Consider the following 26,030-nt stretch of genomic DNA (forward strand, 5'->3'; position numbering starts at 1 on the left):
GTGGTGGCCCCACGCTCTTGCTATCACGCAGGCCTGATTGAGCAAGTTGGGACGTAACCATGCGCGCCGAAACCCAGAATACCGTGGCGGAAATTGAAAAGTCGCTAGAGCTGCTGGCGCAGCGCATGGACTATGAAACCGCACCTCACCGCCTTGAGGAATTCAATGCCCGGGTTGAGGATCCCAACCTGTGGGACAACCCCGAGAATGCGCAAAAACTGATGCGCGAGCGGCAGATGCTGGTCGATGCTATTGAAATCTATGAATCCATCAAAACCGACCTCAGCGACAATATGGAATTGATCGAACTGGGCGAGATGGAAGAGGACGAAGAGGTCGTCACCGACGCTGAAGAGGCGATCAGAAAGCTAAAAGCCAAAGCCGCCAAGAAAGAGCTTGAGGCGCTGCTGGACGGAGAGGCCGACGGCAACGACACCTTCCTCGAGATCAATTCGGGCGCAGGCGGCACCGAAAGCTGCGACTGGGCTTCGATGCTGGCGCGGATGTATGTCCGCTGGGCTGAGAAAAAGGGCTATACGGTCGAGCTGCAATCCGAGACCTCGGGCGAAGAGGCGGGTATTAAATCTGCGGCGTACAAAATTTCTGGCCACAACGCCTATGGCTGGCTGAAATCCGAAAGCGGCGTGCATCGGCTGGTGCGAATTTCACCTTATGACTCGGCGGCCAAACGGCATACATCGTTCAGTTCGGTCTGGGTTTACCCGGTGGTGGACGACAATATCGAGATCGAGGTCAACCCGTCCGAGATTCGCATCGACACCTACCGGTCCTCGGGGGCAGGAGGCCAGCACGTGAACACGACTGACTCGGCCGTGCGGATCACGCATATCCCGACCGGGATCGTTGTTACATCATCCGTGAAATCCCAGCACCAGAACCGTGATATTGCGATGAAAGCGCTGAAATCCCGCCTGTACCAGCAAGAGCTGGACCGCCGCAATGCTGACATCAACGCAGCCCACGAGGCCAAGGGCGATGCGGGTTGGGGCAACCAGATCCGGTCGTATGTTCTGCAGCCCTACCAGATGGTCAAGGACCTGAGGACCAACCATGAAACCTCGGATACCAAGGGGGTTTTGGATGGGGATCTTGACGGGTTCATGGCCGCCACACTGGCCTTGAACGTGGCCGGAAAAAGCCGCTCCGAAGCACAGGGCGAGGGCTGATAGCAGCGCGTTCGATGCCCATGATGAAGCTGATCAAAGGACATTGGCAACTGATTGCGCTTGTCGCTTTGGTGTTTGTGTTCTGGTCTACGCCGGTTGTGGTGCCTCTGAAGATACTCATCGTTTTCCTGCACGAGCTGTCGCACGCGATAACCGTCGTCCTAACCGGTGGTTCGGTCGAGAGCTTCTCGATCTCACCGCAGCAGGGTGGTCTTGTCACAGCGCGTGGTGGGCAAAGGTTCTTCAGCCTGTCCGCCGGTTATCTCGGGTCGCTGGCGCTAGGGATGGGGTTGTTGCTGATTGCATTGCGCACGCATTGGGACCGGGCGGTGCTGGGTGGATTTGGCGGAGTGATGCTGTTGGTAACAGCGCTTTATGTCCGCGATCCCTTTGCCATGGCGTTTTGTGCAGGTGTTGGGGCGGTAATGATCGGCATGGCGTTCTATCTAAGTCGGCCGATCTGTGATCTGGCTTTACGCGTGATCGGGCTGACCAGCGTGATCTATGTGCCTTATGATATCTTTGATGACACGATCCGGCGCTCGGGTGTCCGCTCGGATGCCTACATGCTGGCCCAAGAATTCGGCGGCACAACCATGATGTGGGGCGGGATCTGGCTTGTGTTAAGCGTCCTTTCCATCCTATTGTGCGTAAAACACTTTCTTGGGCACGACAGCAATTTGCATTTTGAGTCTCGATCCAAGTGACCTCGGGTGGTCTTTGCTAAAAAGATGCATTCAAACTGAGGGTTTAAATGAGGATACGCTCCGGCTAGGCTGACCAAAAAGGTGGAGCCCAGGGATGGATCTAGGCCAAATAACAGCAGCCGAATTGTTGAGTGCATTGTCCTCTGGGCGTTTATCGGCGGCTGAGCTGATGCAACTGACGCTAGAGCGGATCGGCGCAGTGAACGAGCGCCTGAATGCAATCGTGGCGATGCGTGATCCTGATGATTTGATGGCCGAGGCCCGTGCTGTTGATTCCGGACCAAACCGTGGTCCGCTGCATGGTCTGCCGATTGCCGTCAAAGACTTGGTGAATGTTGCGGGCGTCGTTTCGTCCCAAGGATCACCAATCCTGAATGGGTTCATTCCGGAAACAGACGATCTGTTAGCCCAGCGGATGAAAGAGGCCGGGGCAATCCTGATCGGTAAAACCAATACTCCGGAATTCGGGTTGGGCTCACATACGTTCAATCCAGTATATGGCGTGACATGCAATCCATATGACCCCGAGCGTACTTGCGGCGGTTCATCCGGTGGAGCAGCGGTCGCGCTGGCGTCTGGCATGGTGGCGCTGGCCGATGGGTCTGACATGATGGGCAGCCTGCGCAACCCTGCGGCATGGAACAACGTCTATGGCTTCAGGCCCAGTTGGGGACGGGTGCCAAACGAACCCGACGGTGACGGGTACTTGCACCAGCTTTCTACATTGGGCCCGATGGCGCGGAGCCCCGAAGATATTGGTCTATTGCTTGATGTGATCAGCGGCACTCATCCGTCTCAACCTTTGGGTCATCCGGGGGAAAGCGTGTCTCCGGTCCAACCCGCTGATCTGACCGGAATGCGTATCGGGTGGTTGGATGACTGGGGCGGAGCCTTTCCATTCGAACCTGGTATCCGCGAGGTATGCTGTGACGCGCTCGAGGTGTTCACTCAACTCGGGGCCAAGGTCGAACCCCTCACACCGCCCTTTGACGCAGACCAGATGTGGAATAGCTGGATTACATTGCGTTCGTGGAGCGTGGCCGCCGGTCTTGCGTCTCTGACAGAACACCGCGCGTCACTGAAGGATACTGCGCAATGGGAACTGGACCGTGGTCTGGCGCTGACAGCGATGCAGGTCCATCGTGCCAGTGTTGTGCGAACCGAGTGGTTCCGACGTGCGACCGAAGTTTTCCAGGACTATGATGCGCTTATCCTGCCGTCGGCCCAGGTCTGGCCATTCGACTTGCAGCTTGCATTTCCCACCGAAATCAACGGCACCCGGATGGATACCTATCACCGTTGGATGCAGGTCGTGGTGCCGGTCAGCCTGATCGGACTGCCTTGCCTCTCGGTTCCTGTCGGATTTGGATCCGAAGGCTTGCCGATGGGGATGCAGATCTTTGGGCCGCGCGGAGCGGATTCTCGCATTTTGTCCATCGGATCTGCATATCATTCTGCCACCAGTTGGCCGCAAAAACGACCCGCCTGAAAATCGACCGGATACGAAGGATAAAAGCCATGGACAAACAGTTTGGTGTTCCGAACATGGGGCGGGTAGATGTCGAAATGCTGCACGAGGCCCTAAGGCGAGGCTGGAGCGATTTTCGCCGCGCTCCGCTCTTTGGGCTGCTCTTTTCCGGGTTCTATGTTTTGATGGGTTGGCTGATGGTTTGGGTCACTCTCACGACCGGAACGACCTATTGGCTGATTTTGGCCGCAATCGGTTTTCCGATGCTGGGCCCCTTTGCCATGGTGGGGCTGTATGAGGTATCGCGGCGCATTCAAGAGGGTGAAGGTTTGGATTCTCGGGCCATATTTGGCGTAATCCTGGGTCAAAGCCGCCGTCAGTTGCCTTCGATCTGCGCCATCATCGTTGTGATGTTTCTGTTCTGGTTCTTTCTTGGCCACATGATCTTTGCCCTTTTTATGGGGCTATCGACCATGACCAATGTGTCTTCGTCCCTTGAGGTGTTCCTTACATCAAACGGGTTGACGATGTTGGCGGTTGGAACAGCTGTTGGCGCGATTTTTGTGACCATCCTCTACATGATCACGGTGCTTTCAATTCCGATGCTTTTGGACCGAGAGCTGGATTTTGTGACCGCAATGATTGCCAGCTATAGCTATGTGGCCGCAAACCGCAGATTGATGCTGGGGTGGGGCGCGCTGATTGCGGTTCTGACGTTTGCCGCAATGATCCCCTGGTTTTTCGGCTTGTTGATCGTACTGCCGCTATTGGGGCACGCCAGTTGGCACCTATACTGGCTGATCTCTCAGGGCGGGGAAATCGCGGGTTAACACGCCAGGATCGTTGTCAAGCGCGGGCCATGGCTTCTGGTCGGCGTGCAATGCGCGCGGCGGCCAGGACTGTCGAGGTGTCGTCCCCTAAATGTCTGAGCAATATCCGCCGTGTCGTCGTTGCGGTAGCTGTAGTTTTTGACAGGCAAATTGCGACACCGCGCCAACAGTTTGTTTGATTTTCAATTCCACGTGTCACCAGATAGATCCTGCTTTTCTGAGACGCACGACAGGACATGAGCATATAAATCTGCCGCCCGGCACAGGCCACGATACCTTGTACTTCGCGCTCTGCGACTGATGCTCCGGGTGTCTCGGAAATTGGTTCAAACCCTCTGACCAAAGTACATTGCGGTAACCTTCGGGCGTGAAAAAGCCTGTGTCTCAGGGGTTTTGTGCCATCAAGCTCTGTCTCAGTCGCATAATAGAATCCGCCGGGAAACAGAATTTCAGTCAGGGTGGCTGGGGTGGATCCCAGAAACTCGGTCAGGGCGACGGCAGCCGGGTGCTTGGACGGTTGGTCAATCTGATCCAAGGGATGGAGCAAAATCCGAGCATCAACATCAAAAAAGCGGCATATTCGGTCAAGGACATCGGGTCGGGGAAAGCTTTCGCCGCCAAGATAGCGATTGAACTGAGTTCGGTTCACTCCAAGCTGGCGGCACAGCTCGGAAACTGAATTATATTGTCCAGCAAGAGTTCGCAGATTGGCGCCGAACATCCTGCGTAGGTCGTCGGGGCTGCGGCTGTCGTTCGTCATTTTCGTCCCGGTACTTGTGTGTATTCCGAATAACCGCGACACAACTGGCCAACAAACCAGGCGCTGTCTGAAATCGTACAGATGACCCAGCGGACGCATCCCAACGCCGCGCTACCCTTGAAGGCTAACGCGATGATGCACAGACGCAATAGGTTAATTCTGATTTAGCTTAAACTTTTTAGGCAAATGTGACGTTGATGTTCACGTTTGGCGTATTGTGATCTTGCAAATTGGGTATTGCCGATACCCCGCCGCCAACTGGATGCGCCGGCGGGGCAGTTTTGGTCAATCGCCGCGCAACAGGGCTGCAACGCCGGTTCGGGCGATTTCGATCAGACCCAGCGGGCGCATCAGATCAGCAAAGGCGTCGATCTTGTCAGGTGCGCCAGTGATCTCAAAAATGAACGAATTCAACGTGCTGTCCACGACATTGGCGCGAAAAATATCGGCCAGACGCAGCGCCTCGACCCGCTTGTCGCCGTCGCCGACCACCTTGATGATGGCCAATTCCCGCTCGACCGACGCGCCTTCGACCGTCAGGTCATGCACGTCGCGTACCGATACGATCCGGCCCAGCTGCGCCTTGATCTGTTCGATCACCTGCGGTGTGCCGGTGGTGACGATGGTGATGCGACTGAGGTGGCCGGTATGGTCAACCTCGGCCACGGTCAGGCTTTCGATGTTATAACCACGGCCCGAGAACAGGCCGATGACGCGGGCTAGAACCCCCGGTTCATTCTCGACCAGAACTGCGATGGTATGGCGTTCCTGTACGTCGGAAAACGTGGGTCTTAGGTTATAGGCCGAATGGCGGGTGGAGCCTTTTTTGATATGTAGGGCAGACATGCTGAGCTAGTCCTCTTCGTAGCGAAGGTTCGATACACCTTCGGCATTCTCCAGAATTTTCCAAATTGCGCCACGCAATGCATCCACCTTGGGGGCTGCGTGGTATTTCTTGAACATCTTTCTCACATGCTCGGTCTTTGGTGAGAACTGAACCAGATGGCCATCACCATAGTTTGAGCAGCCGAAAACCAGGGCAAACGGCTCGTCGTGATCAATTTCGTGATACCATCCCCAGTCCTCGGCACAGGCGAAGGAAACCTCAAACCCGGATGCGGCAAGCTCTTTACTCAGAAAGATGCTGAGTTCCTTGCCAAACACATCCGGATTGATGAAATCATCAGATTCTTCGTTCAACTCGTCCGGGGTAGGCTGGAAGCGCGTTGCGTCAAAACTGATCATCTGCGCTGTCATACCAGTACCGAACCTTTGCTATCTATCACGCCCTGCGTCTCGGCCTCGCCCAGCAGCATCTCGTTGTGGGCCTTGCCCGACGGGATCATGGGGAAGCAGTTCTCGTGCTTTTCGACCAGACAGTCGAAGATCACGGGGCCGTCATAGTTGATCATCTCCATGATCGCATCGTCCAGATCGGCGGGGTCAGAACACAAGATACCCTTGGCGCCAAACGCCTCGGCGAGCTTGACGAAATCAGGCAGCGCTTCGGACCAGGAATGCGAATACCGTTCGCCATGCAGCAGTTCCTGCCACTGGCGCACCATGCCCAAGCGTTCGTTGTTCAGGATGAACTGCTTCACCGGCAGGCGATACTGCGTAGCGGTGCCCATTTCCTGCATGTTCATCAGCCACGAGGCCTCACCGGCCACGTTGATCACCAGCGCGTCGGGATGTGCCATCTGAACACCGATCGAGGCCGGGAATCCGTAACCCATTGTGCCCAGACCACCTGAGGTCATCCAGCGGTTGGGATCTTCGAAGCCAAGGTATTGAGCGGCCCACATCTGGTGTTGGCCAACCTCGGTCGTGATGTAACGGTCATGTTTTTTGGTCAGTTCTTCAAGGCGTTGCAGCGCGTATTGCGGTTTGATGGTCTTTTCGCTGTTGGTATAGGCAAGGCAGTTCACCTTGCGCCATTCGCCGATCTGTTCCTGCCATTTCGCAATAGCTGCGGTGTTGGTCTTGCGACCGCGCGATTTCCAGACCTTGAGGATGTCCTCAAGCACGTGGGCCACATCGCCAACAATCGGGATATCAACGCGGATCACCTTGTTGATCGAAGACGGGTCGATGTCGATATGCGCTTTTTTGGAATCGGGCGAGAACGCGTCGATCCGTCCAGTGATGCGGTCATCAAAACGAGCGCCGATATTGATCATCAGATCGCAATCATGCATCGCCAGATTGGCCTCATACAACCCGTGCATGCCCAGCATGCCCAGCCAATTCCTGCCAGACGCCGGATAGGCGCCCAGACCCATCAAGGTCGAAGTGATCGGGAAATCTGTTGCGTCTACCAGTTCCCGCAGCAACTGGCTGGCTGCCGGGCCCGAATTGATGACGCCGCCACCAGTGTAAAAGACTGGCTTTTTCGCGGTTTCAATCGCAGCAACCAACTCGGTGATCTCTTCCAGATCGCCTTTCAGAACAGGTTGATAGTGTGAGGTAGATGGTTTCGGTGCGCTGTATTCTCCGGACGCAAACTGAACGTCCTTGGGAATGTCGATCAGGACCGGGCCAGGACGGCCCGAGGTGGCGACATGGAACGCCTCGTGCAGGGTATCGGACAGCGAATTCGTGTCCTTTACCAGCCAGTTATGTTTGGTGCAGGGGCGGGTGATGCCAATGGTATCAGCCTCCTGAAAGGCGTCCGAGCCGATCATGAAGGTCGGAACCTGTCCGGTCAGAACAACAATCGGGATCGAGTCCAGAAGCGCATCTGTCAGCCCGGTCACCGCATTGGTAGCGCCGGGGCCCGAGGTCACAAGCGCAACGCCGGGCTTGCCGGTCGAGCGGGCATAGCCTTCGGCGGCGTGAACCGCACCCTGTTCGTGACGCACCAGAATGTGGCGAATGTCGTTTTGCAGAAAGATCTCGTCATAGATCGGTAGCACGGCGCCGCCGGGGTATCCGAATACCGTGTCCACGCCCTGATCCTTGAGGGCCTGAACTACCATCTTTGCGCCGGTCATCTCACGTGTCATCTGCTTTGCTCCATTGGCGACATGTGTCTTGCGTTTCGCATAAAAAAAGCCCCCGAGATTTTCGGAGGCGCATGGGTTCGATTATGGTTTACCGTTACCGGCCCATGCGCGTGGTTCCTACGATTACGACTAGCGTTCTCATCGCCAGAGGCTCCTTTTTGCGTGGGTTGGACATTATGGGCGGTGGAAAGGGGCGTCAACAGGCAATTGCACCAATTTTCTAACTTCTGGGTGGTATTTTGCGACATTTTATTGCGCATTTTGACGCATGTTCGGAACTTTCGGGATTTTCACCCCTTTGCAATGCTTGGCGAGTGGCACGGAAGTGTCGAAATGCGTCATGCCGATGTCCGAAACGGGCATGATCGTGATTTTAGGCTGAGTCACGCTGGACTTAATTGCAGTGGCGAGGGAGGCCGAACATGTTGCAGGATCTGGTTGATCTCGGGCGATACCCGATAGACCGCCCCGGTTCATGGGCATATGAGCAGCTGATAGGTGATCTGAGGCGCGAGCTGGATCGGGACGGCTGTGCTGTTCTTCCAGGTTTCGTACACGAGGATGGCGTGGCGCGTTTGCTGAAAGAAGCCGATAAGACTGCCGTTGGTGCACATAGGTCATTTAGCCGAACGAATGCGTATTTCACTAAAGACGACCCGGCATTGGCGCCAAGCCATCCGGTGCGTCGATTCTATGATCGGTCGAATGCCTTTGTGCCGGCGGACAGTTTTTCCAAATCCGGACCGCTGCGACGGATATATGAGTTCGCTGGTTTTTTACCTTTCATTCGAATGGCATTGAACGAGTCCGAAGACCGGTTCTTTCGCTACGATGATCCTTTGGCTGATGTCATCATCAACATGGTCGAAGAAGGGCAGGGGTTTCCCTGGCATTTTGACACCAACAACTACACCGTGACGCTGGCCATTCAGAATGGAGAATTCGGTGGTGAATTCGAATATGCCCCCAACCTGCGAAGCGCCGAGGATGAGAATTTCGCGGCCGTTTCTGCGGTTCTAGACGGTGATCGGACACGGGTGCACCAGTTGGTGTTGAACCCAGGGGATCTGCAGATTTTCAAAGGGCGCTATTCCTTGCACCGGGTCGCTCCCGTGAAAGGAGAGCGCAGACGATATGTCGGGATCTTTTCTTTTGTCGAAACCGAAGGCATGTGCGGTGGGGTGGAACGGACCCGTCAGTTATATGGGCGTGTTCTTCAGCATCACCATGACAAGGAAGGTGTCCGGCGCGACGCCCTTCTGGATTGACGGTAACTAAGAGTGCTCTCGCCCGTTGCCCGCCTGCCTGCGGCGGCTGGGCCGGGCAGCGCGTGCCGCGCTGCGGTCAAAACCCCGGGCTGGTGCCCTGTAGAACGCCGTGCTCCAGCGCATAGCGGGTCAGGCCAGCGGTTGAGGATATGCCCAATTTTCGTTTGATGTTCTTGCGATGGGTCTCGACCGTTCGCACTGAGATATCAAGCGTTTGGGCGACTTCCTTGTTCGATTTCCCTTGTGCCAGCTCCAGCAAGATCGTCTGCTCGCGCCCGGTCAAAGCCTCGCGCGTTGTGTCGCCTTTGGGTTTGAGGGAACCGCTTGCGCCCGTGCACAAATATTGTTCACCCCGCATGACGGCGTCGATGGCCTTTTTGATTTCATCCGTTGGGACGTCCTTGAGCACGTACCCTTTTGCACCGTGGCTGAGAGCAGTCGAAATATATTCGGGGCTGTCATGCATGGACAGGATCAAAATGCAGGTGTCCGGTATGCGTTCAAGGATGATCTCAGTTGCGCTCAGACCGCTTAGCCCGGGCATGTTTAGGTCCATCAGGATGACGTCAGGCTTCAGATTTGCAACCTGATCAACCGCTTTCTTTCCGCTGCTGAGTGTCCCGACCACGGTGATGTCGTCATAGCTTTCGAGGATCGACTGGATCCCCTCGGCCACCATTGGATGATCGTCGACAATCAGGACCCGGATCGTCTGGTCGCTCATGTACCGGCCTTTCGGTTCGGAGTTGCGTCTTCCTGTGGCGGCAACAGGTGGCTGAGTGGCAGGCTGACCTCGATCACTGTGCCGCTGCGGTGGCCGCGTGATGACAGAATACGCAGCGATCCGTCAAGTTGCTCGATCCGTTCCTGCATATTGCGCAACCCAATCCCGGTACTGCCCCGACCCGGAGAGTTCCGCAAACCGCGGCCATTGTCGGTTATTCGCATGGTTGCGCCTTTCTTGTGCCCGCGCAGATCGATGGTGACATGGGTGGCTCCGGAATGGCGTTCGATATTGGTCAGGGCCTCTTGGGCGATGCGGTAGAGGGCGATCTTGCTATCCTGATCCAGCCGGTTGCGGAAAACAACGGTCGAGAAATCGGTCTCGATCCCGGTTCTCTCGCGGAAATCATCTGTCAGAGCCTCAAGCGCGGGGCCGAGGCCCAAATCGTCCAGCACGCCTGGGCGCAAGTCGCGACTGATGCGGCGGACCTCGCTGATGGCGGTTCCCAGATGCTCGATCCCCTTGTCCAGTGGATCATGCGCGCCCACATCATCGCCGCGCGACAGGCGACGGCGGGCGTTGTCCAACGCAAAGCGCACGCCCACAAGGATCTGGCTGATTCCGTCATGAAGCTCGCGTGCCACACGGCCGCGCTCTTCCTCTTGCGCGTCGAACACCCGTTGGGTCAGCTGTTTCAGCTTGGCATCGGCCAGACGTCTTTCGCGGATGTTCAACAGCATGCCCGAGGCAAAGACGATCAGAACAGCGGCCAGAACAATGGCACCGATATACATAAAGGTACGCTGCACGCGCGCTTCAACCTCGGCCCGGGCGCTGGCAACGGCGGCAACGATGTCGTCGATGAACACGCCGGTGCCCACAACCCAGCGCCAATCCTGAAGGCCGACGACATAGGCGATCATTTGCGCTTCTTCCCCGGTCGAGGGCTTTTGCCACATAAAGCTGTGCCAACCCGCACCCTGACGAGCAAGGCGAATGAACTCATTCACCACCGGTGTGCCGTCGCTGTCGGTCAGACCCTCCCAATTTCGGTTGATGAACTCAGTCTGACGCGGGCTGACCAGATTGGTGCCGTCATAGTCATAGACGAAAAAGAACCCGTCCTGCCCATAGATCATGGCCGACAGGATTTGCGCGACCTGAGTTTTGGCGGCGGTGTCATCCGGAGCCGCGCGCCCGTAGATATAGGCAAACCCATTGCGCGCCTGAGTCACATAGTTGCGCAGCTCTTCCTTCTTGGCCTGAATCAAAGAGCGTTCCAGTGCTTCAATTTCGCGCTCGGCAGTGGCGCGCGCCTCATAGGCAACCATCACCGCAATCGCGGCCACCGCCACGACCAGCGGGATCGCCGCCACCAGCGACAGCTTTTGAGCATAGGTCAACGAGACCAGTTGTCGAAGTCTTTGCATGGACGAATCGATACGCAAGCCACAGCAAAATTGCAAAAAGATTGGGCGTCTGGCGGGAAAACGGCACCAAAAATCCCTGTTTTGCTATGATTGGACCGTTATTGCCTGTGCAATTCGCGCAGAAAGCCGCGTTTCTACGCAGTAGTAGGTATTCCCTTTCACTTCCTTGTGACTAGTCTTGCCGCTGTTGAATACGACAGGCCCGGACAATCCGGGTCATGATTATGAAGGGGAGGATCACTCATATGGACCGTCGTTCATTTCTGAAAACATCCGCACTGGGCGGCTCGGCTGCTGCAGCGACCACGCTGGCGGCACCGGCCTATGCACAGGGCAAGCGCACGCTGACCATGGTCACATCCTGGGGCCGTGGCCTTGCAGGTGTGTTCGACAGCGCGCAGCGTTGCGCCGACAGCATCACCACCATGTCGGACGGCAACCTGAACGTTGAGATCAAAGCAGCCGGTGAGCTGGTTGGCGCGTTCGAAGTGTTTGACGCGGTATCATCCGGTCAGGCCGATATGTACCACGCGGCAGACTATTATTTTGTGGGTCAGCATCCGGGCTATGCATTCTTTACCGCTGTTCCGTTTGGTATGACCGCCCAGGAACTGGTGAACTGGTACTACCATGCCGGTGGTATGGAACTGCATGACGAGCTGGGCGAAATCTTTGGCCTGAAATCCTTCCTGGCTGGTAACACCGGTGCGCAGGCGGGTGGCTGGTACTCGAAAGAGATCAACAGCCCCGAAGATTTCAACGGCCTGAAGTTCCGCATGCCGGGGCTGGGCGGTAAAGCTCTGGGTAAACTGGGCGCATCCGTGCAGAACATTCCGGGCTCCGAAGTGTATCAGGCGCTGTCATCCGGCGCGATCGACGGAACCGAGTGGATCGGTCCGTGGGCTGACGAAAAAGCCGGTTTCCAGGAAATCACCAAGACATACTATACCGCGGGCTTCCATGAGCCGGGTGCGGGTCTTTCGCTGGCAACCAACCGCGAGGTCTATGACAGCCTGTCTGCCTCGCAGCAGAAGATCATCGAGATCGCCGCAGGTGAATGCCACCAGTGGAACCTGGCGCAATTCCTGGCCAACAACGGCGCGGCGCTGCAGCGTCTGCAGGCTGGTGGCGTCAAGGTCATGGAGTTCCCGGACAGCGTTTGGGACGCGTTTGGTGCCGCAAGCCAGGAAGTCCTGGACGAGAACATGGGCGACGAGCTGTTCAAGCGCATCCACGACAGCGCGATGGAATCCATGGCCGCGTCTTCGGCCTGGAACAATCTGTCGTCGGGTGTCTACACCTCGCAGCGCGACCGCGTTCGCGGCTAAGTCACTTCGATCTTTGAAATCGGTTCCCCCGCATGTCGGGGGAGCCTTTCCCGTTGCGCATCTGACGGTCGGACAAACTGTAACTCTCAAATGTGCAACTGACGCGACCTGGGGACAACATGCAGGACGAAAACGGTATCTCGTTCTTCGGCGCCCTGTGGAATGGACTGATATGGTTCATTCAGAGCATTGCCGAAGCCTTCATTAATTTCGGATACGCCATCACGCATCCGCAACTCTGGCTGGACTGGTCGGACAAAGAAGCAGTCATGCGCTTTGTCTATTACGGCGGGTCGGTCGAGTTCTTCTTTGTGGTTTTCACGCTGTTTCTGGTGTTGACGGCCATTGGTCTGTACTACCGCAACTTCATGTGGGCGATGGTGCGCGGGCTTGAAGGCTTTGCCAACACGACGGGGCGTTTCTTCGCCTGGGCAGGCCTTTTGATGGTGGTTCAGCAGATCATCATCGTGTTCATGCAGCGGGTCTTTACCCGCCCGGATATGTCCTTTGGGCTGGGTATCCCGTTTCAGATGGATATCAGCTGGTTCGCGGAAGAGCTGAAACTGTATAACGCCATGGTCGTGTGCCTGTGTTGCACCTACACCTTTGTACAGGGCGGCCATGTCCGCGTTGACCTGATCTATGCCGGCATCAGCCACCGCGCCAAACGTGTGGTCGACATGTGTGGTGCTGTACTGTTCATGATGCCGATGGCGGTGCTGACCTGGATGTATGGCTGGTACTTCATGTGGCGGCATCTGATCGTGCCGAAGCCCTCGGCCAGTGATACTTTGGACCGGCTGGTGGCCAAGTCCCGCGCGCTGCGCTGGAACGTGGAAACCATCGGGTTCAGCCCCAACGGATTCAACGGCTATTTCCTGTTCAAGATCCTACTGATCGCCTTCGCAGCGATGGTGTTCCTGCACGCGATTGCATTCCTGTACCGCTCGTATCTGGAATATGTGGAAGGCCCGGAAAGTGTTGGAAAATACCTCGACAAGGACAGCCTTGGCGAGGGTGAAGAAGCCTACGAAGGCGCGCATTAGGGACGGAGAACCAGACAATGCTATTCGGACTTGATGGCGTCGAGATAGGCCTCATTATCGTATTTTTCTGCCTCTTCGGAGGTATTCTATCCGGTTTTCCGGTGGCCTTCGCCATCGGCGGGGCAGGAGTGATCTCATTCGGCATCATCGCCGCATTGGACAGCGCAGGTTTGCTGATTCACCAGGCGATCGACACCGGCTCTGCGGCGTATCGGGATCTGGTCAGCACCGGGGTTAAACCCGATACCATATCAGTGTTCCGCTTCCCGGACTTACCAAGGATTGCCGAGCCTGTTTTTGTCTCGGGCTGGGAAACCGCGCTGGACCGCAACGTGTCGTTCATCGTGAACCGCATGAACGAGCGGGTTCTGGCCGGTCAGTCTATCGAAACCCTTCTGGCGGTTTTGATGTTCGTGCTGATGGGCATCACGCTTGAACGGTCGAAGATCGCCAATGATCTGCTGACCACAATGGCGCGCGTCTTTGGACCGTTGCCGGGTGGTCTGGCCGTTTCGATTGTGGTCGTGGGGGCGTTTCTTGCGGCCTCAACCGGGATCGTGGGCGCGACCGTTGTAACCATGGGCTTGCTGGCGCTGCCAACCATGCTGCGCAACAACTATTCGCCTGAATTGGCGACGGGTGTCATTGCGGCTTCGGGTACGCTGGGGCAGATCATCCCGCCCTCGATCGTGATTGTTCTGCTGGGAACGCTGGCCGGTGACTTGTATTCGACGGCTCAAGAGACCCGCGCGGTTGACGCAGGATGCACGGACGCACTGACCTATCTGGGTGAGCCTGCGGTTGTCTCGGTCGGTACTTTGTTCCAGGCCGCCTTGCTGCCAGGGATCATGTTGGCGCTGCTATATGCGCTTTATGCCTTTGGCTATGCGCTGCTCAACCCGCATAAGGCGCCTGCGGTGCCCATGACCGGCGGCAGCGGAGAGCCCATTACCCGTTCAGAAGGTTTCACCTGGTTGCTGGGTGCGCCTGTCGCGCTGATCGTGGGTACAGTTCTGCTGGGCAATCTGGGGGTTATCGGCAGCCAGAACGTCTCGGTCTCGGCCTTCTCCGATATCGGGCAGGGCGCATCCCTGCGGACCAACGTTTCCGAAACCTGCAAAGCCTCGATGATCGAGCTGCATGGTCAATCCGCTTGGGATCAGGCCGTGGCCGAGCAAACGGCCATTGATGACGCAGGTGGTGCCGCAGAATCAACTCGTCTGACCGAGGAAGAGCTTGCCACCGCGCAGCAGGAGAAGATTGCCAACGCCGCTCCGATTGGAACGGGTGTTGCGGTGATGGTTCTGTTGCTGGGTCTGACCATTGTGATGGGTCGGGGCATCGCGCCGTCTCGGTCGCCGCAGCCGCTGATCCTTGGGGCCATTGGTCTGATCCTGATGTTGCTTGTCGATATTCTGTTCGTGTCGCCAACAACGTCGTCAGGTTTGACCTTTGTGATGCTGGCGTTGCCCTTTGCCTTGGCCATCTATGGCTGCAAAGAGGCTGCGGCGCGCTGTGCCACCAATGATCTGATCCGGGTGGTCTTTCCTCCGCTGGTTCTGATCATCGCGGTGCTGGGGTCGATCCTGGGTGGGGTGACCAACCCGACCCCGGCGGCGGCACTGGGCGCGGGTGGTGCGATCATGCTGGCGGCCTATCGAAAGCTGCAAGATCAGGAGCGGTCTGGCAAGGTCATCATTTGGGCCACCTTCGCCGTGGTCATTGCCCTGTTGATGGGGGTCAATTTTGATCTGCGCATCAATCAGAGCAGCGCCTCGGCCGAAACCTGGATTGCCTTCATCATAGCCTATGCGGCCTATCTGTATGCCCTGTTCGGTTTGCTGTTCGGCTGCTGGGTTCTGTATTCCAGCGGCGTGCTGACCCCGGTGGTGCGGGAGACCGCCAAGGTGACCTCAATGGTGTTTACCATCTTGATCGGGTCTCAGTTGCTGAACCTTGTGGTGATCTCGTTTGGCGGTGAGCACTATATCCAGCAGTTCCTCAAGAGCTTTGACAATGAATTCACAGTCTTCCTGATCGTGATGCTGGTGCTGTTCTTCCTTGGGTTCGTACTGGATTTCCTGGAAATCATCTACATCGTGATCCCGATTGTAGGCCCGGTAATCTACGGCGGGTCTTTTGATCCGAAATGGGTGACGATCATGGTGGCGGTGAACCTGCAGACCTCGTTCCTGACACCACCTTTTGGATTTGCGCTGTTCTATCTGCGCGGGGTCGCGCCGAAAGAAGTGACCACCGGCCATATCTATCGTGGGATTGTACCGTTTGTGCTGATCCAGGTGGTCGGTATCGGAATCCTTTGGTTCTTCCCTGCGATTGTGACCATCGTGCCGGATCTGATCCCGAATTGATCAAAGATCATGTGTTCAAATGAAAAGGGGGCCAGCTGGCCCCCTTTGCTTTGTTTGTAGGTAGAAGGGGCCAGCCCCTTCTTGGCCTGCGGTCAATTCAACCCCGAGGTATTTTGGGCCAGATGAAGATGAGGATCAGGTGAATTGGATCAGATCCCAGCGGTTGCCGAATGGGTCCTGCCAGACCGCTACGGTCCCATAAGGTTCATGGCGCGGGGATTCTTCGAAATGGACGCCTTTGGCCAGCATGGCCTTGTGGTCGCGGTCGAAATTGTCGGTTTCCAGAAAGAAGCCGACCCGGCCACCTGTCTGGTTGCCGATTGCGGTTCTCTGATCTGCATCGGCGGCCCTGGCGAGTAGAAGTGAGCCCCCGGTGGATCCGGGTGGGCTTACGCGGACCCATCTTTTTCCAGCGCCCAAGTCGATGTCCTGCGTCAGGGAAAAGCTGAGTGTATGCGTGAAAAAGGCGATGGCATCATCGTAATCCGGCACGACAAGCGTAACGGCGTGGAGGCTTTGTCGCATCAGGTTTCAGCCTTTGGTCGGGTGACGATCAGGCAGTTGGATGCTGGCAACCTGTTCGGCGATGGGGGCGGTGGACAGCGGGTGGTGGCCGTCATGTGCAATGTCACAGGGATCCTTGACCCGTTTCCATTCGCCCTGACTGTACACTTCCAGCCCTGCAAAGCGGGATTTGTATCCCATTTTCGGGCTGCCAGGCACCCAGTAGCCAAGATAAATATAGGGCAGACCCGCCTCGCGTGCGATGTCGATGTGATCCAAAATCATGTACGTGCCCAATGAACTCTGAGGCTGTTCCGGGCTATAGAATGAATAGACCATGCTCAGCCCGTCCTCGAGCACATCGGTAAGGCTGACAGCGATCAGATTGCCGGATTCCGGGTCGGAATATTCGACCACGCGGCTACGTATGGGGGTTTCTTCGATCATGGCTGCAAATTCGAATACGTCCATATCCGCCATGCCGCCATCCGCATGTCGGGTGTCAAGATAGGTGCGGAACAGGTCATACTGTTCGTCGGTAGCCCATGGGGAATTCGCCCGGCGTCGCAGATATGAGTTCCGCCTGACCGCGCGTTTCTGGCTTTTGCTGGGTTGAAAGGCCGAAACGTCAATCCGCGCGGACAAACACGCGGCGCAATCGGTGCAGGAAGGGCGGTATAGGACGTTTTGAGACCGTCGAAACCCTTGCTGGGAAAGGGAGTCATTCAGTTGATTCGCGCCTTCGCCTTGCAGGGCTGTGAACAGCTTACGCTCCATCTTGCCCTCAAGATAAGGGCAAGGCTGAGGGGCCGTAACGTAGAATTGCGGCGCGATTGGCAGCGTGTGTCGCATGAATGTCCTATGGTTCCTGAAACGGGATGATAACAACCGTTCCCGGAGCCGCCAAGTGATTCACGCGACAGTCTTTTAAGCGCGACGGTTAATCATAACCGTGCCGAGAAGGGTGTCAGTCAGGCCCTGGCCGCGCGCGCCGGTCAGCATCATGATGACTGAAATGATTTGCAGCACCGGAAATGCCATGCTGACAAAATAACCGGCTGTGTGTGCGACCGCTTTACCTGTGTCCATTCGTTCACCAAAAGCGTCGCGTAGTTCGACCCCCATGAAACGCATACCCAGAGTGGCCGAGCCGTTGGCGATTGTGACGACGCGATAGACAAAACTGACCACCGCATAAATCAGGGCGAGTATCAGTACGCCGAGCCCGAGGGTCAGGACGATGGCGACGGTACAAAGCAGCGAAATAAAGGCGATATCGAACAGCCAGGCCAGGAACCGTTTGGTCGTGACGGACTGGTAAAACTCGGGCTGCCGGTTCGGGTCTGGCAAAGAGTGCATACGGGTCATTCCGGTAGATGTTTCAAATACCCTGTCCCGATTGTCGGAACAGGGCAAGGTCGATCAGGCGTTATCGCCGGATTCGTCGCTTTCGCGGTTCTCGCGGACGCGTTCATCCATGAACTGGTCGAATTCGGCCTTGTCTTTCGCTTCGCGCAGACGATGCAGGAACGCTTCGAATTCCTGTTGCTCACGCTCCAGCCGAGCCAGAGTATCGGACTTGTAGGCGTCGAATGCGCTGTTGCCCGAGGGCTTCATTGCGCTCATGTGGCTGTGCCAGGATTTGCGACGGCTGCAGGATTTGTTGAACATACGTTTGCTCCAGATCATGTAGGCCAGAAGGGCCAGGCCGACGGGCCAGAAAAAGATAAAGCCAAGGACCATGGCTGCGATCCAGGCCCCTTTGCCTTTATCGTCAAGCCAGGCTTCTGCGCGGCTGAGCCATCCCGGGTTTTCAGGGACGGCGTGTTCGGTCAATGCGGTCATTGGTGCTCTCCGGGTTAGATGTAAATTGTTTTCACATTGAATAGATGGGGGCACCAAACCCAGTTACAAGAGGTCAATGTGAAAATGATTTACATTTCTGAATTTCGGATGGTTGACCTGACATCTGAACAAGCGCAATTTCAGTCTAACGCACCACGGTTTCTTTCAAACATTGGCTGGGTTGTCTGCTGCGGCGCTGTTTTGAGTTAAGCGCCAAATTGTTGCAATGTCGGGTCAGATATTTGGCCAGAGAAATACTGAAACCACGTCATCGGAGATGAAATGACAGGACTTCTTGCCGTCAACCGTGTACCGCGCGCCTTTGATCCTTCACTTGGTTCCGAAGCGCGCGATGCAGTGGGTGGCATTACACCTGAGCAGGGGGAACTGATCGCAGGGGCTGCGGGCTCCAGCCCCTATCTCAAAGGCCTGATTGATCTGGAAGCCGACTGGCTACCGCAAGCTTTGGCGCAACCGGACGCGATGCTTGCATCCGTTATGGAAACCGCAAGGGCCTTGCCTGCGGATCAACTCAGGCCGGGGCTGAGGCAGGCCAAGAGGCGTTTGGCGCTGTTGACCGCCCTGGCGGATCTGGCAGGGGCGTGGCCGTTGGAAAAAGTTACAGGGGCACTAACCGATTTCGGGGCCATGGTAGCGGATGTTGCCGCCAAGGCCGAGATTGCAACCTTGATCCGGCGAGGTAAATTGCCTGGGATGACCGAAGATGATGTCGCCTCTGCCGCGGGGATGATCATATTGGCCATGGGCAAGATGGGTGCGCATGAGTTGAACTACAGCTCTGATATCGACCTGATCGTTTTGTTTGACGAAACGCGCTATGATCCGGACGATTTCTATGAAGCGCGGCAAGGGATGGTCCGGGCGACACGGAATTTCTGCGCCACACTCAGTGACAAGACAGCGGATGGATATGTATTTCGCACGGATCTAAGGCTGCGGCCTGACCCTGCGGTGACGCCAGTTTGTCTGGCTGCGGAAGCTGCCGAACGGTACTATGAAAGTCTGGGCCGCACTTGGGAGCGCGCCGCATATATCAAAGCGCGTCCCTGCGCTGGCGATATCGCTGCGGGGCAGCGTTTCCTGGATACGCTCCGCCCCTTCATCTGGCGAAGGCATCTGGACTTCGCGGCTATTCAGGATGCCCATGACATGCGCTTGCGTATCCGCGAAAACAAAGGGACAGGCGGTGCGCTGACCATTCCGGGTCATGATATGAAACTAGGGCAAGGCGGGATACGCGAGATTGAATTCTTCACTCAGACCCGACAGTTGATTGCCGGAGGTCGCGATACGGACCTGCGCGTGCGTGGCACTGTACCGGGTTTGGCGGCTTTGGCCGGCAAAGGGTGGGTGCCCGAGGACGTGGCTGAAAAGCTTACCGATCACTACCGCGCGCATCGCGAAGTCGAACACCGCATTCAGATGATCCATGATGCGCAGACCCATAAGATTCCGCAATCCTCGGACGGGATTGAGCGGATTGCATGCCTGATGGGGATTGATAGCGCCGATCTGACTGCGGATCTGAAACGGCGACTGACCGAGGTTCATGAGTTGACCGAAGGTTTTTTCGCCCCCGGCCCGACAGCCCGTGCACCTTTGCCAGAAGTTGAATTTGACGAAAGCATATTGGCGCGCTGGACGACCTACCCATCACTGCGTTCTCAGCGCGGGGCGCGGATTTTCGAACGGCTGAAACCAGAGCTGCTGACGCGTCTTGCCAAAACCGCCCAACCGGATGAGGCGCTGCTGGCACTGGACGGGTTCCTTCGCGGGTTGCCTGCGGGCGTGCAGCTGTTTTCTCTGTTCGAGGCCAACCCGCAGCTTATCGACCTGCTTGTCGATATAGTAGGCACGTCGCATGCATTGGCCGCGCATTTGTCGCACAACGCCTCGGTCTTTGATGCGGTGATTGGCGGCAGCTTCTTTGACGACTGGCCGGGCCGGACGGTGCTGCAGGGCGAATTGGAGCGAGAACTCTCGCAGGAGCAGGACTACGAAAGCCAGCTTGATCTGGCGCGGCGCTGGTGCAAGGAATGGCATTTTCGTATTGGGGTACACCATCTGCGCGGGTTGATCGAAGGCGTGCAGGCGGGGCAGCAATATGCCGAACTTGCAAGCGCGGTAATCGCTGCGATCCTGCCATGTGTTGTGGACCAGTTCACCAGCAAACACGGGCCCGCACCTGGTCGCGGTGCCGCTGTGCTGGGCATGGGATCCCTGGGGGCAGGGCGGATCAACTCGCAATCTGACCTGGATATGATCGTGATCTACGACCCGCTGGATCAGGACATGTCCGAGGGCCCACGGCCTCTTGCCACGCGGACCTACTATGCCCGGTTCACGCAGGCACTGATCACGGCGCTGTCGGCCCCGATGTCGCAGGGGCGACTTTATGAGGTCGACATGCGGCTGCGCCCCTCGGGCAATCAGGGGCCGGTGGCGACCAGTTGGGCCAGCTTCACGAACTATCAGCAGAATGAGGCCTGGGTGTGGGAACACCTTGCCCTGACACGCGCAAACCCCGTCGCCGGTGAGCCCTCACTGGCCGACGATATCGAGAGCTTTCGAACAGAGCTTGTTTCGCGCTCCCGCGATCAGGCGCAGGTTTTGCGCGAAGTTGCCGAAATGCGCGCGCGTCTGGCAGCCGCGAAAACCCCCGCCGGTATTTGGGATGCCAAGAATGGGGCCGGACGCATGATGGACATAGAGCTGATGGCCGAAACAGGCGCTTTACTGTCCGGTGTTGCAAAGCGCGATGTACATGCCGGGTTGGACGGTGCAGTCGCAGCCGCGCTTTTGGATGTCGCTCAGGCGCAAACGTTGAAGGATTGCTACGATCTATGCTGGTCTGTGCAATGCGCAGCTCGGCTGTTGTCAGGTAAGGTTATCGAGGCCGATAAAATCGGAGAGGGCGGTTCCGCCTTCCTGTGTCGGGCCACCGGGTATGAGCAGGTAGAACAGTTGCAGGCCGCGTTGCAGGAAAGCTACGATATCGCCGCCGAAATTATCGGCCGCGTGATTCAGGAGGATAAAGATGCCGCGCAATGACGATCCGAACGATCACAAAGGCCTGATCCGCGAGGCCTATCGCATCGATGGCATCACATTGCCCGAATGTCGCAGTATCTTTCTGGACTGGGCGTTAAGCCTTCCGGAGGGGCGTGATCAGAGGCAAGCCCTGTCTGACCTGCACGCCATCTATGCCAAAGATGAGGCCGATCACCCAATGACACAGGTGCTGACCGAAGGGTTGCAATCTGCTCAGGCGCCGAAACGGCGCGGTGGTTGGCGGTCTCGCAACCGCTAGGGCTTTCCCCTCGGCGCGTTCGCGACTATGAGGTCGCCATGACCCAAACTGCAGTCCGTCCCCGTATCCGCCTGAAACCCAAAGCCAATGCGCGCGGCCTGCGCCATGGCTTCCCGTGGGTCTATGCCAATGACATTGTCACCGACCGTCGCACGCGCAAAATCCCTGCTGGCGCGCTGGCCGTGCTCGAGGATGAAAATCGCGCGCCGATCGCGTTGGTGGCGGTCAATCCTGAATCGAAAATCATGTGCCGTGTGCTGGACCGCGATCCTGACGCCGAGCTGACGGCTGATTGGTTCGAAACCCGTCTGCGCCGCGCGCTTGATATGCGCGAACGCCTGTTTGACTCGCCCTTTTACCGCCTGATCCATGCCGAGGCGGATGGCTTTCCGGGTGTCATCATCGACCGGTTCGGTGAGGCCTGTGTGATCCAGCCCAACGCTGCCTGGGCCGAGGCGCATCTGGATATGTTGACCGACGCGCTGGTCGCTGTGACCGGCGTGACGACCGTGCTGAAAAACGCCTCGGGCCGGACACGCGGTCTGGAAGGGTTGGATGATGTCAACCTGACCTTGCGCGGCACTGTCCCGGATGCGCCTTTGCCCGTGTTGATGAACGGTGCAACCTATATGGCGGATTTGGCGGGCGGTCAGAAAACCGGCCTGTTCTATGACCAACGCCCCAATCACGCCTTTGCTGCGCAGCTGGTTCAACCCAAGGCACAGGTACTGGATGTCTTCAGCCATGTCGGAGGGTTCGGGTTGGCGATGCTGGCGGGTGGCGCCGGACAGGCGCTGTCGGTCGATGGGTCGGCCGCGGCATTGGAGTTGGCCGCAAAAGGGGCCGAGGCTTCTGGCTTTGCCGATCAATTCGACACGCGCCAAGGCGATGCCTTTGATGTGTTGGCTCAGTTGAACGACGAAGGCGCTAAATTCGACGTCGTTATCTGTGATCCTCCCGCCTTTGCACCATCAAGGCAGGCGCTGGATGCAGGGCTGCGGGCTTATGAACGCATTGCGCGATTGGCCGCCACACTGGTCAAGCCGGGCGGATATCTGGGCTTATGCTCTTGCTCGCACGCTGCTGATCTGAGCCGCTTCCGCGACGCCTCATCCCGTGGCATCGGGCGCGCCGGGCGCTCAGCCCAACTGATCCATACCGGCTTTGCCGGGCCCGATCACCCGCAACTGCCGCAGCTGGCTGAAAGCGGTTACCTCAAGGCCGTGTTCTACCGGTTATGAAGGCTGTACTCGATACCTGCGTCATCTATCCAACGGTGATGCGTGAGATGCTGTTGGGCACCGCCCGACTAGGTCATTTCACCCCTATATGGTCGGCGCGCATCCTCGAGGAATGGGCCCGCGCCGCACGCAAGCTGGGCCCCGAGGGCGAGGCGCAGGCCCGTGCCGAGATTGCCCTGACGCAGGTCAAATGGCCCAAGGCAGAACGCCCAGCCAATGACGGTCTGCAGGCTCGGCTCTGGCTGCCGGACGCAGCAGATATCCACGTTTTGGCCACTGCAGTAGCCGCGTCAGCGGATATCATCGTCACGGTCAACGCCAAGGATTTCCCCAGAAATATTCTTGCAGAAGAAGAGCTTGAGCGGCGTGACCCTGACAGTCTGCTGTATGGTTTCTGGTATAACGACCCGCAAGGGCTGGACCAGCTTGCACAGCAGGTACTGGCCGAAGCAAACCGTCTGTCAGGCGATACATGGACTTTGCGTGGATTGATGAAAAAAGCCCGCCTGCCGCGTCTGGGCAAAGCGCTCGCCAGCTAAGTGGGATCCCTGCTTCATCTGGCTAAAATTACCTCAGAGGGCGCGAGAGGCTGGCCTCTCGCCGCCGAGCCTCAGCCAAGCGCCCAACGCTGCTCAAGCACTTCCAGCGCCGCAATCCGCTCATCCGTTTTGGGATGGCTCATCAACCAGGCGGGTACAACGCCCGCGCGTTGCTGCGTCAAATCCTCAAGTTTGTGAAACAGAGACTTTTGCGGGCCGATGCCGATTCCGGCTTTGGTTAGCAGGGCGGCGGCATATTCATCTGCTTCATATTCATCCCCACGTGACAGGCGCGACGCCAAAAGCGCAGTCAGCGCGTTTGCAATCATCGCACCGATGAATGGGATGAACCGGCTCAGAAGCAGCATCAAGGCTGTCCGCAACGCATTCTGTCCAGAAAAATCAATCATCCGTCGCCGTGCATGACCCAAGGCCACATGCCCCAGTTCATGTGCGATGACGCTCGCCATCTCTTCGGCGGAAACCTCGCCATTGAGGAACTTGCGATAAAACCCGCGTGTGATGAATATTCGTCCATCCGGCGCCGCAAGCCCGTTCACCGGGTCGATTTCATATATATAGACCGGAACCCTCTCGATCCCCAGCGCCGCCGCCAGCCGGTCAGTCATACGCTTGAGGGCGGGATCGGCCAGTTCGGTCGATTTCAGGTCAAGCTCGCGATGGGTGCGCCAGACCGAGATCCGGTACATCACCACGGCATACAGAACCGCCAGAAGAATCGGAGTAATTCGGAGCATGGTTCTGATATGGGGATAAGCAGACACAAGGGCAAGGCATCAGCGTTTCCGTGGGCCTGAAAGGTCTCCAAGCTACCATGACGCAGTGGAAACTGGGTTCATTAGGATTCTAACTGTTGAAAAACGCCGCCTGCCGCCTTATCCGCACGGGAACTCGTCGGAGAACACACAATGTCCAACAATGACCACGAAGCCCGTCACCTGGAAACGCTTGACCGCGACCTTAGACGCTTTTCTCGGCTAGAAGTGGCAACCTCCCAGGTGGGTCGCCCATTTGTCGGGTCTGGCATCGCGCTTTCTTTTATCGTTGTCGCAGGTCTTGTGGCAGCCTTCCTGTTCGGACAAGGCAACAACACGCTGATCGTAGTACTTGCGGCAATGTTTGGGGCATATATGGCGCTGAATATCGGGGCCAATGATGTTGCCAACAATATGGGACCGGCGGTCGGGGCCAATGCGCTGACCATGGGAGGCGCCATCGCGATTGCTGCCATATTCGAAAGTGCCGGCGCGCTGATCGCTGGAGGTGACGTTGTTTCCACGATCGCGAAGGGCATTATCGCTCCTGAAAGCATGGGAACGCAGACTGTATTCATCTGGGCGATGATGGCGGCTTTGTTGTCTTCGGCGCTTTGGGTCAACCTGGCGACCTGGGTCGGAGCGCCGGTGTCCACGACCCACTCGGTTGTCGGAGGCGTCATGGGGGCAGGGATCGCCGCAGCCGGTTTTGGCGCAGTGAGCTGGGGGACGATGAGCAAGATCGCGGCCAGCTGGGTTATCTCGCCGATGCTTGGCGGTCTGGTCGCCGCAGGATTTCTCTGGTTCATCAAGTCGCGGATTATCTATCAGGACGACAAGATCGCAGCGGCCCGGAAATGGGTGCCGATGCTGGTTGGTATCATGGCAGCGGCTTTTGCCAGCTATCTGGCGCTGAAGGGGCTCAAGAAGATCGTCAAAATCGACCTCGGCACGGCTTTGTTGATCGGGGCCGCCTGTGGTGGGCTGGTCTGGGCCGTGATGATTCCGGTTATTCGGCGTCAATCCGAAGGTCTGGAGAACCGCAATAAATCCCTCAAAGTATTGTTCGGCATCCCTCTGATCGTATCCGCCGCATTGCTGAGCTTTGCACATGGGGCCAATGATGTGGCCAATGCCGTTGGGCCTTTGGCGGCCATCGTGCAAGCCTCTGCCTCGGGTGATTTCACCCAGGCGATCAGTATTCCCTATTGGGTCATGATCATCGGCGCCTTTGGCATTTCGTTTGGCCTGTTCCTGTTTGGGCCAAAACTGATCCGAATGGTTGGCAGCCAAATAACCAAACTTAACCCGATGCGTGCCTATTGCGTTGCGCTGTCCGCAGCCATCACCGTTATCGTGGCCAGTTGGCTGGGTCTTCCCGTAAGCTCGACCCATATTGCAGTGGGTGCCGTCTTTGGTGTCGGCTTCTTCCGTGAATGGGATGCTGAAAGACGGCTGCGTAAAGCCCGCATTACAGTGCCTGAGCGGACGGTTCTGGCACCGGAAGAACGCCGCCGGCGCAAGCTGGTGCGCCGCTCGCACTTTATGACGATTATTGCAGCCTGGATTATTACCGTGCCCGCGGCGGCTGTGTTGTCGGGTGTTTTGTTTCTGGGCATTCAGGCCATCGCCGGGTAATCCCGGCCTCGGCAGAACCTGATCCGCGGGC

At 57.3% G+C, this 26,030-nt stretch carries 24 protein-coding genes; 13 read left to right on the plus strand and 11 right to left on the minus strand.

The window, feature by feature from the left end:
• Positions 1-59: 59 nt before the first annotated feature.
• From prfB to AC2FLG_RS09465, 4 genes are all read left to right on the plus strand, one after another.
• A complete protein-coding gene (prfB, locus tag AC2FLG_RS09450) occupies positions 60-1,187 on the plus strand; it encodes a peptide chain release factor 2 (RefSeq protein WP_142633271.1) in 1,128 nt (375 codons plus the stop codon).
• 14 nt (positions 1,188-1,201) lie between these two features.
• Positions 1,202-1,894, plus strand: coding sequence for a M50 family metallopeptidase (locus AC2FLG_RS09455; RefSeq protein ID WP_496691084.1), 693 nt, complete (start codon positions 1,202-1,204; stop codon positions 1,892-1,894).
• A 94-nt stretch (positions 1,895-1,988) separates the two neighbouring features.
• Positions 1,989-3,383 carry an amidase gene (locus AC2FLG_RS09460; protein WP_496705960.1) on the plus strand — a complete coding sequence of 465 codons (1,395 nt, stop codon included), beginning with the start codon at positions 1,989-1,991 and terminating at the stop codon, positions 3,381-3,383.
• 29 nt (positions 3,384-3,412) lie between these two features.
• On the plus strand, positions 3,413-4,192 hold the full coding sequence (locus AC2FLG_RS09465; protein ID WP_281971948.1) for a DUF2189 domain-containing protein: 780 nt from the start codon (positions 3,413-3,415) through the stop codon (positions 4,190-4,192).
• 16 nt (positions 4,193-4,208) lie between these two features.
• Here AC2FLG_RS09465 and AC2FLG_RS09470 read toward each other — a convergent pair whose 3' ends face one another.
• From AC2FLG_RS09470 to AC2FLG_RS09485, 4 genes are all read right to left on the minus strand, one after another.
• The gene (locus tag AC2FLG_RS09470; RefSeq protein ID WP_496691086.1) at positions 4,209-5,051 is read right to left on the minus strand and encodes a helix-turn-helix domain-containing protein; all 843 of its coding nucleotides are present in this window, start codon (positions 5,049-5,051) and stop codon (positions 4,209-4,211) included.
• A 186-nt stretch (positions 5,052-5,237) separates the two neighbouring features.
• Positions 5,238-5,798, minus strand: a complete 561-nt coding sequence (ilvN, locus tag AC2FLG_RS09475; RefSeq protein WP_142633282.1) for an acetolactate synthase small subunit — start codon at positions 5,796-5,798, stop codon at positions 5,238-5,240.
• Between the two features lie 6 nt (positions 5,799-5,804).
• The gene (locus AC2FLG_RS09480) at positions 5,805-6,197 is read right to left on the minus strand and encodes a hypothetical protein (protein ID WP_496705962.1); all 393 of its coding nucleotides are present in this window, start codon (positions 6,195-6,197) and stop codon (positions 5,805-5,807) included.
• An 8-nt stretch (positions 6,198-6,205) separates the two neighbouring features.
• Positions 6,206-7,957, minus strand: a complete 1,752-nt coding sequence (locus AC2FLG_RS09485; protein ID WP_496688368.1) for an acetolactate synthase 3 large subunit — start codon at positions 7,955-7,957, stop codon at positions 6,206-6,208.
• Between the two features lie 422 nt (positions 7,958-8,379).
• Between AC2FLG_RS09485 and AC2FLG_RS09490 the strand changes: the two genes are divergently transcribed.
• Entirely contained in the window at positions 8,380-9,225 is an 846-nt protein-coding gene (locus AC2FLG_RS09490; protein ID WP_496705964.1) for a HalD/BesD family halogenase, read from the plus strand.
• A gap of 76 nt (positions 9,226-9,301) precedes the next feature.
• On the opposite strand, the gene AC2FLG_RS09495 is transcribed toward AC2FLG_RS09490, so the two are convergent.
• A complete protein-coding gene (locus AC2FLG_RS09495; protein ID WP_496691091.1) occupies positions 9,302-9,949 on the minus strand; it encodes a response regulator in 648 nt (215 codons plus the stop codon).
• A complete protein-coding gene (locus AC2FLG_RS09500; protein WP_142633292.1) occupies positions 9,946-11,379 on the minus strand; it encodes a cache domain-containing protein in 1,434 nt (477 codons plus the stop codon). Before AC2FLG_RS09500 ends, AC2FLG_RS09495 begins: the two co-directional genes overlap by 4 nt.
• Positions 11,380-11,624: 245 nt before the next feature.
• Here AC2FLG_RS09500 and AC2FLG_RS09505 point away from each other — a divergent pair, with 245 nt between their 5' ends.
• The 3 genes from AC2FLG_RS09505 to AC2FLG_RS09515 all read left to right on the plus strand — a co-directional run bounded on the left by AC2FLG_RS09505 (position 11,625) and on the right by AC2FLG_RS09515 (position 16,125).
• On the plus strand, positions 11,625-12,707 hold the full coding sequence (locus AC2FLG_RS09505; protein WP_142633295.1) for a TRAP transporter substrate-binding protein: 1,083 nt from the start codon (positions 11,625-11,627) through the stop codon (positions 12,705-12,707).
• Positions 12,708-12,826: 119 nt separating this feature from the next.
• Complete coding sequence (locus tag AC2FLG_RS09510) at positions 12,827-13,753, plus strand: TRAP transporter small permease subunit (protein ID WP_496691092.1); 927 nt, start codon at positions 12,827-12,829, stop codon at positions 13,751-13,753.
• A 17-nt stretch (positions 13,754-13,770) separates the two neighbouring features.
• Complete coding sequence (locus tag AC2FLG_RS09515) at positions 13,771-16,125, plus strand: TRAP transporter large permease (protein WP_142633299.1); 2,355 nt, start codon at positions 13,771-13,773, stop codon at positions 16,123-16,125.
• Between the two features lie 135 nt (positions 16,126-16,260).
• Here AC2FLG_RS09515 and AC2FLG_RS09520 read toward each other — a convergent pair whose 3' ends face one another.
• From AC2FLG_RS09520 to AC2FLG_RS09535, 4 genes are all read right to left on the minus strand, one after another.
• Positions 16,261-16,650: a VOC family protein gene (locus AC2FLG_RS09520; protein WP_496705966.1), complete on the minus strand. Its 390-nt coding sequence runs from the start codon at positions 16,648-16,650 to the stop codon at positions 16,261-16,263.
• 6 nt (positions 16,651-16,656) lie between these two features.
• Positions 16,657-17,481, minus strand: coding sequence for an arginyltransferase (locus AC2FLG_RS09525; RefSeq protein ID WP_496705968.1), 825 nt, complete (start codon positions 17,479-17,481; stop codon positions 16,657-16,659).
• A gap of 75 nt (positions 17,482-17,556) precedes the next feature.
• A complete protein-coding gene (locus AC2FLG_RS09530) occupies positions 17,557-17,988 on the minus strand; it encodes an RDD family protein (protein WP_142635100.1) in 432 nt (143 codons plus the stop codon).
• Positions 17,989-18,051: 63 nt separating this feature from the next.
• Positions 18,052-18,474, minus strand: coding sequence for a DUF2852 domain-containing protein (locus tag AC2FLG_RS09535; RefSeq protein ID WP_496695748.1), 423 nt, complete (start codon positions 18,472-18,474; stop codon positions 18,052-18,054).
• A 282-nt stretch (positions 18,475-18,756) separates the two neighbouring features.
• Here AC2FLG_RS09535 and AC2FLG_RS09540 point away from each other — a divergent pair, with 282 nt between their 5' ends.
• From AC2FLG_RS09540 to AC2FLG_RS09555, 4 genes are read left to right on the plus strand one after another with little or no spacing between them, the layout of a single operon-like run.
• A complete protein-coding gene (locus tag AC2FLG_RS09540) occupies positions 18,757-21,546 on the plus strand; it encodes a [protein-PII] uridylyltransferase family protein (RefSeq protein ID WP_496705970.1) in 2,790 nt (929 codons plus the stop codon).
• Complete coding sequence (locus AC2FLG_RS09545) at positions 21,533-21,805, plus strand: hypothetical protein (protein ID WP_281971953.1); 273 nt, start codon at positions 21,533-21,535, stop codon at positions 21,803-21,805. The genes AC2FLG_RS09540 and AC2FLG_RS09545 overlap by 14 nt, the downstream gene beginning before the upstream one ends.
• Before the next feature lie 38 nt (positions 21,806-21,843).
• Positions 21,844-23,046: an RSP_2647 family RNA methyltransferase gene (locus tag AC2FLG_RS09550; RefSeq protein ID WP_496705972.1), complete on the plus strand. Its 1,203-nt coding sequence runs from the start codon at positions 21,844-21,846 to the stop codon at positions 23,044-23,046.
• Positions 23,043-23,585 (plus strand): RSP_2648 family PIN domain-containing protein, encoded by a 543-nt coding sequence (locus AC2FLG_RS09555; protein ID WP_496705974.1) that lies wholly within the window; start codon positions 23,043-23,045, stop codon positions 23,583-23,585. The genes AC2FLG_RS09550 and AC2FLG_RS09555 overlap by 4 nt, the downstream gene beginning before the upstream one ends.
• 71 nt (positions 23,586-23,656) lie before the next feature.
• Here the strand turns inward: AC2FLG_RS09555 and AC2FLG_RS09560 are convergent, their stop codons facing one another.
• Positions 23,657-24,343 carry a M48 family metallopeptidase gene (locus tag AC2FLG_RS09560; protein ID WP_496705976.1) on the minus strand — a complete coding sequence of 229 codons (687 nt, stop codon included), beginning with the start codon at positions 24,341-24,343 and terminating at the stop codon, positions 23,657-23,659.
• Positions 24,344-24,514: 171 nt separating this feature from the next.
• Between AC2FLG_RS09560 and AC2FLG_RS09565 the strand changes: the two genes are divergently transcribed.
• Positions 24,515-25,999: an inorganic phosphate transporter gene (locus tag AC2FLG_RS09565; RefSeq protein ID WP_496691098.1), complete on the plus strand. Its 1,485-nt coding sequence runs from the start codon at positions 24,515-24,517 to the stop codon at positions 25,997-25,999.
• The last annotated feature ends 31 nt before the right edge of the window (positions 26,000-26,030 follow it).

Source organism: Ruegeria sp. CDSA193, assembly GCF_059611885.1.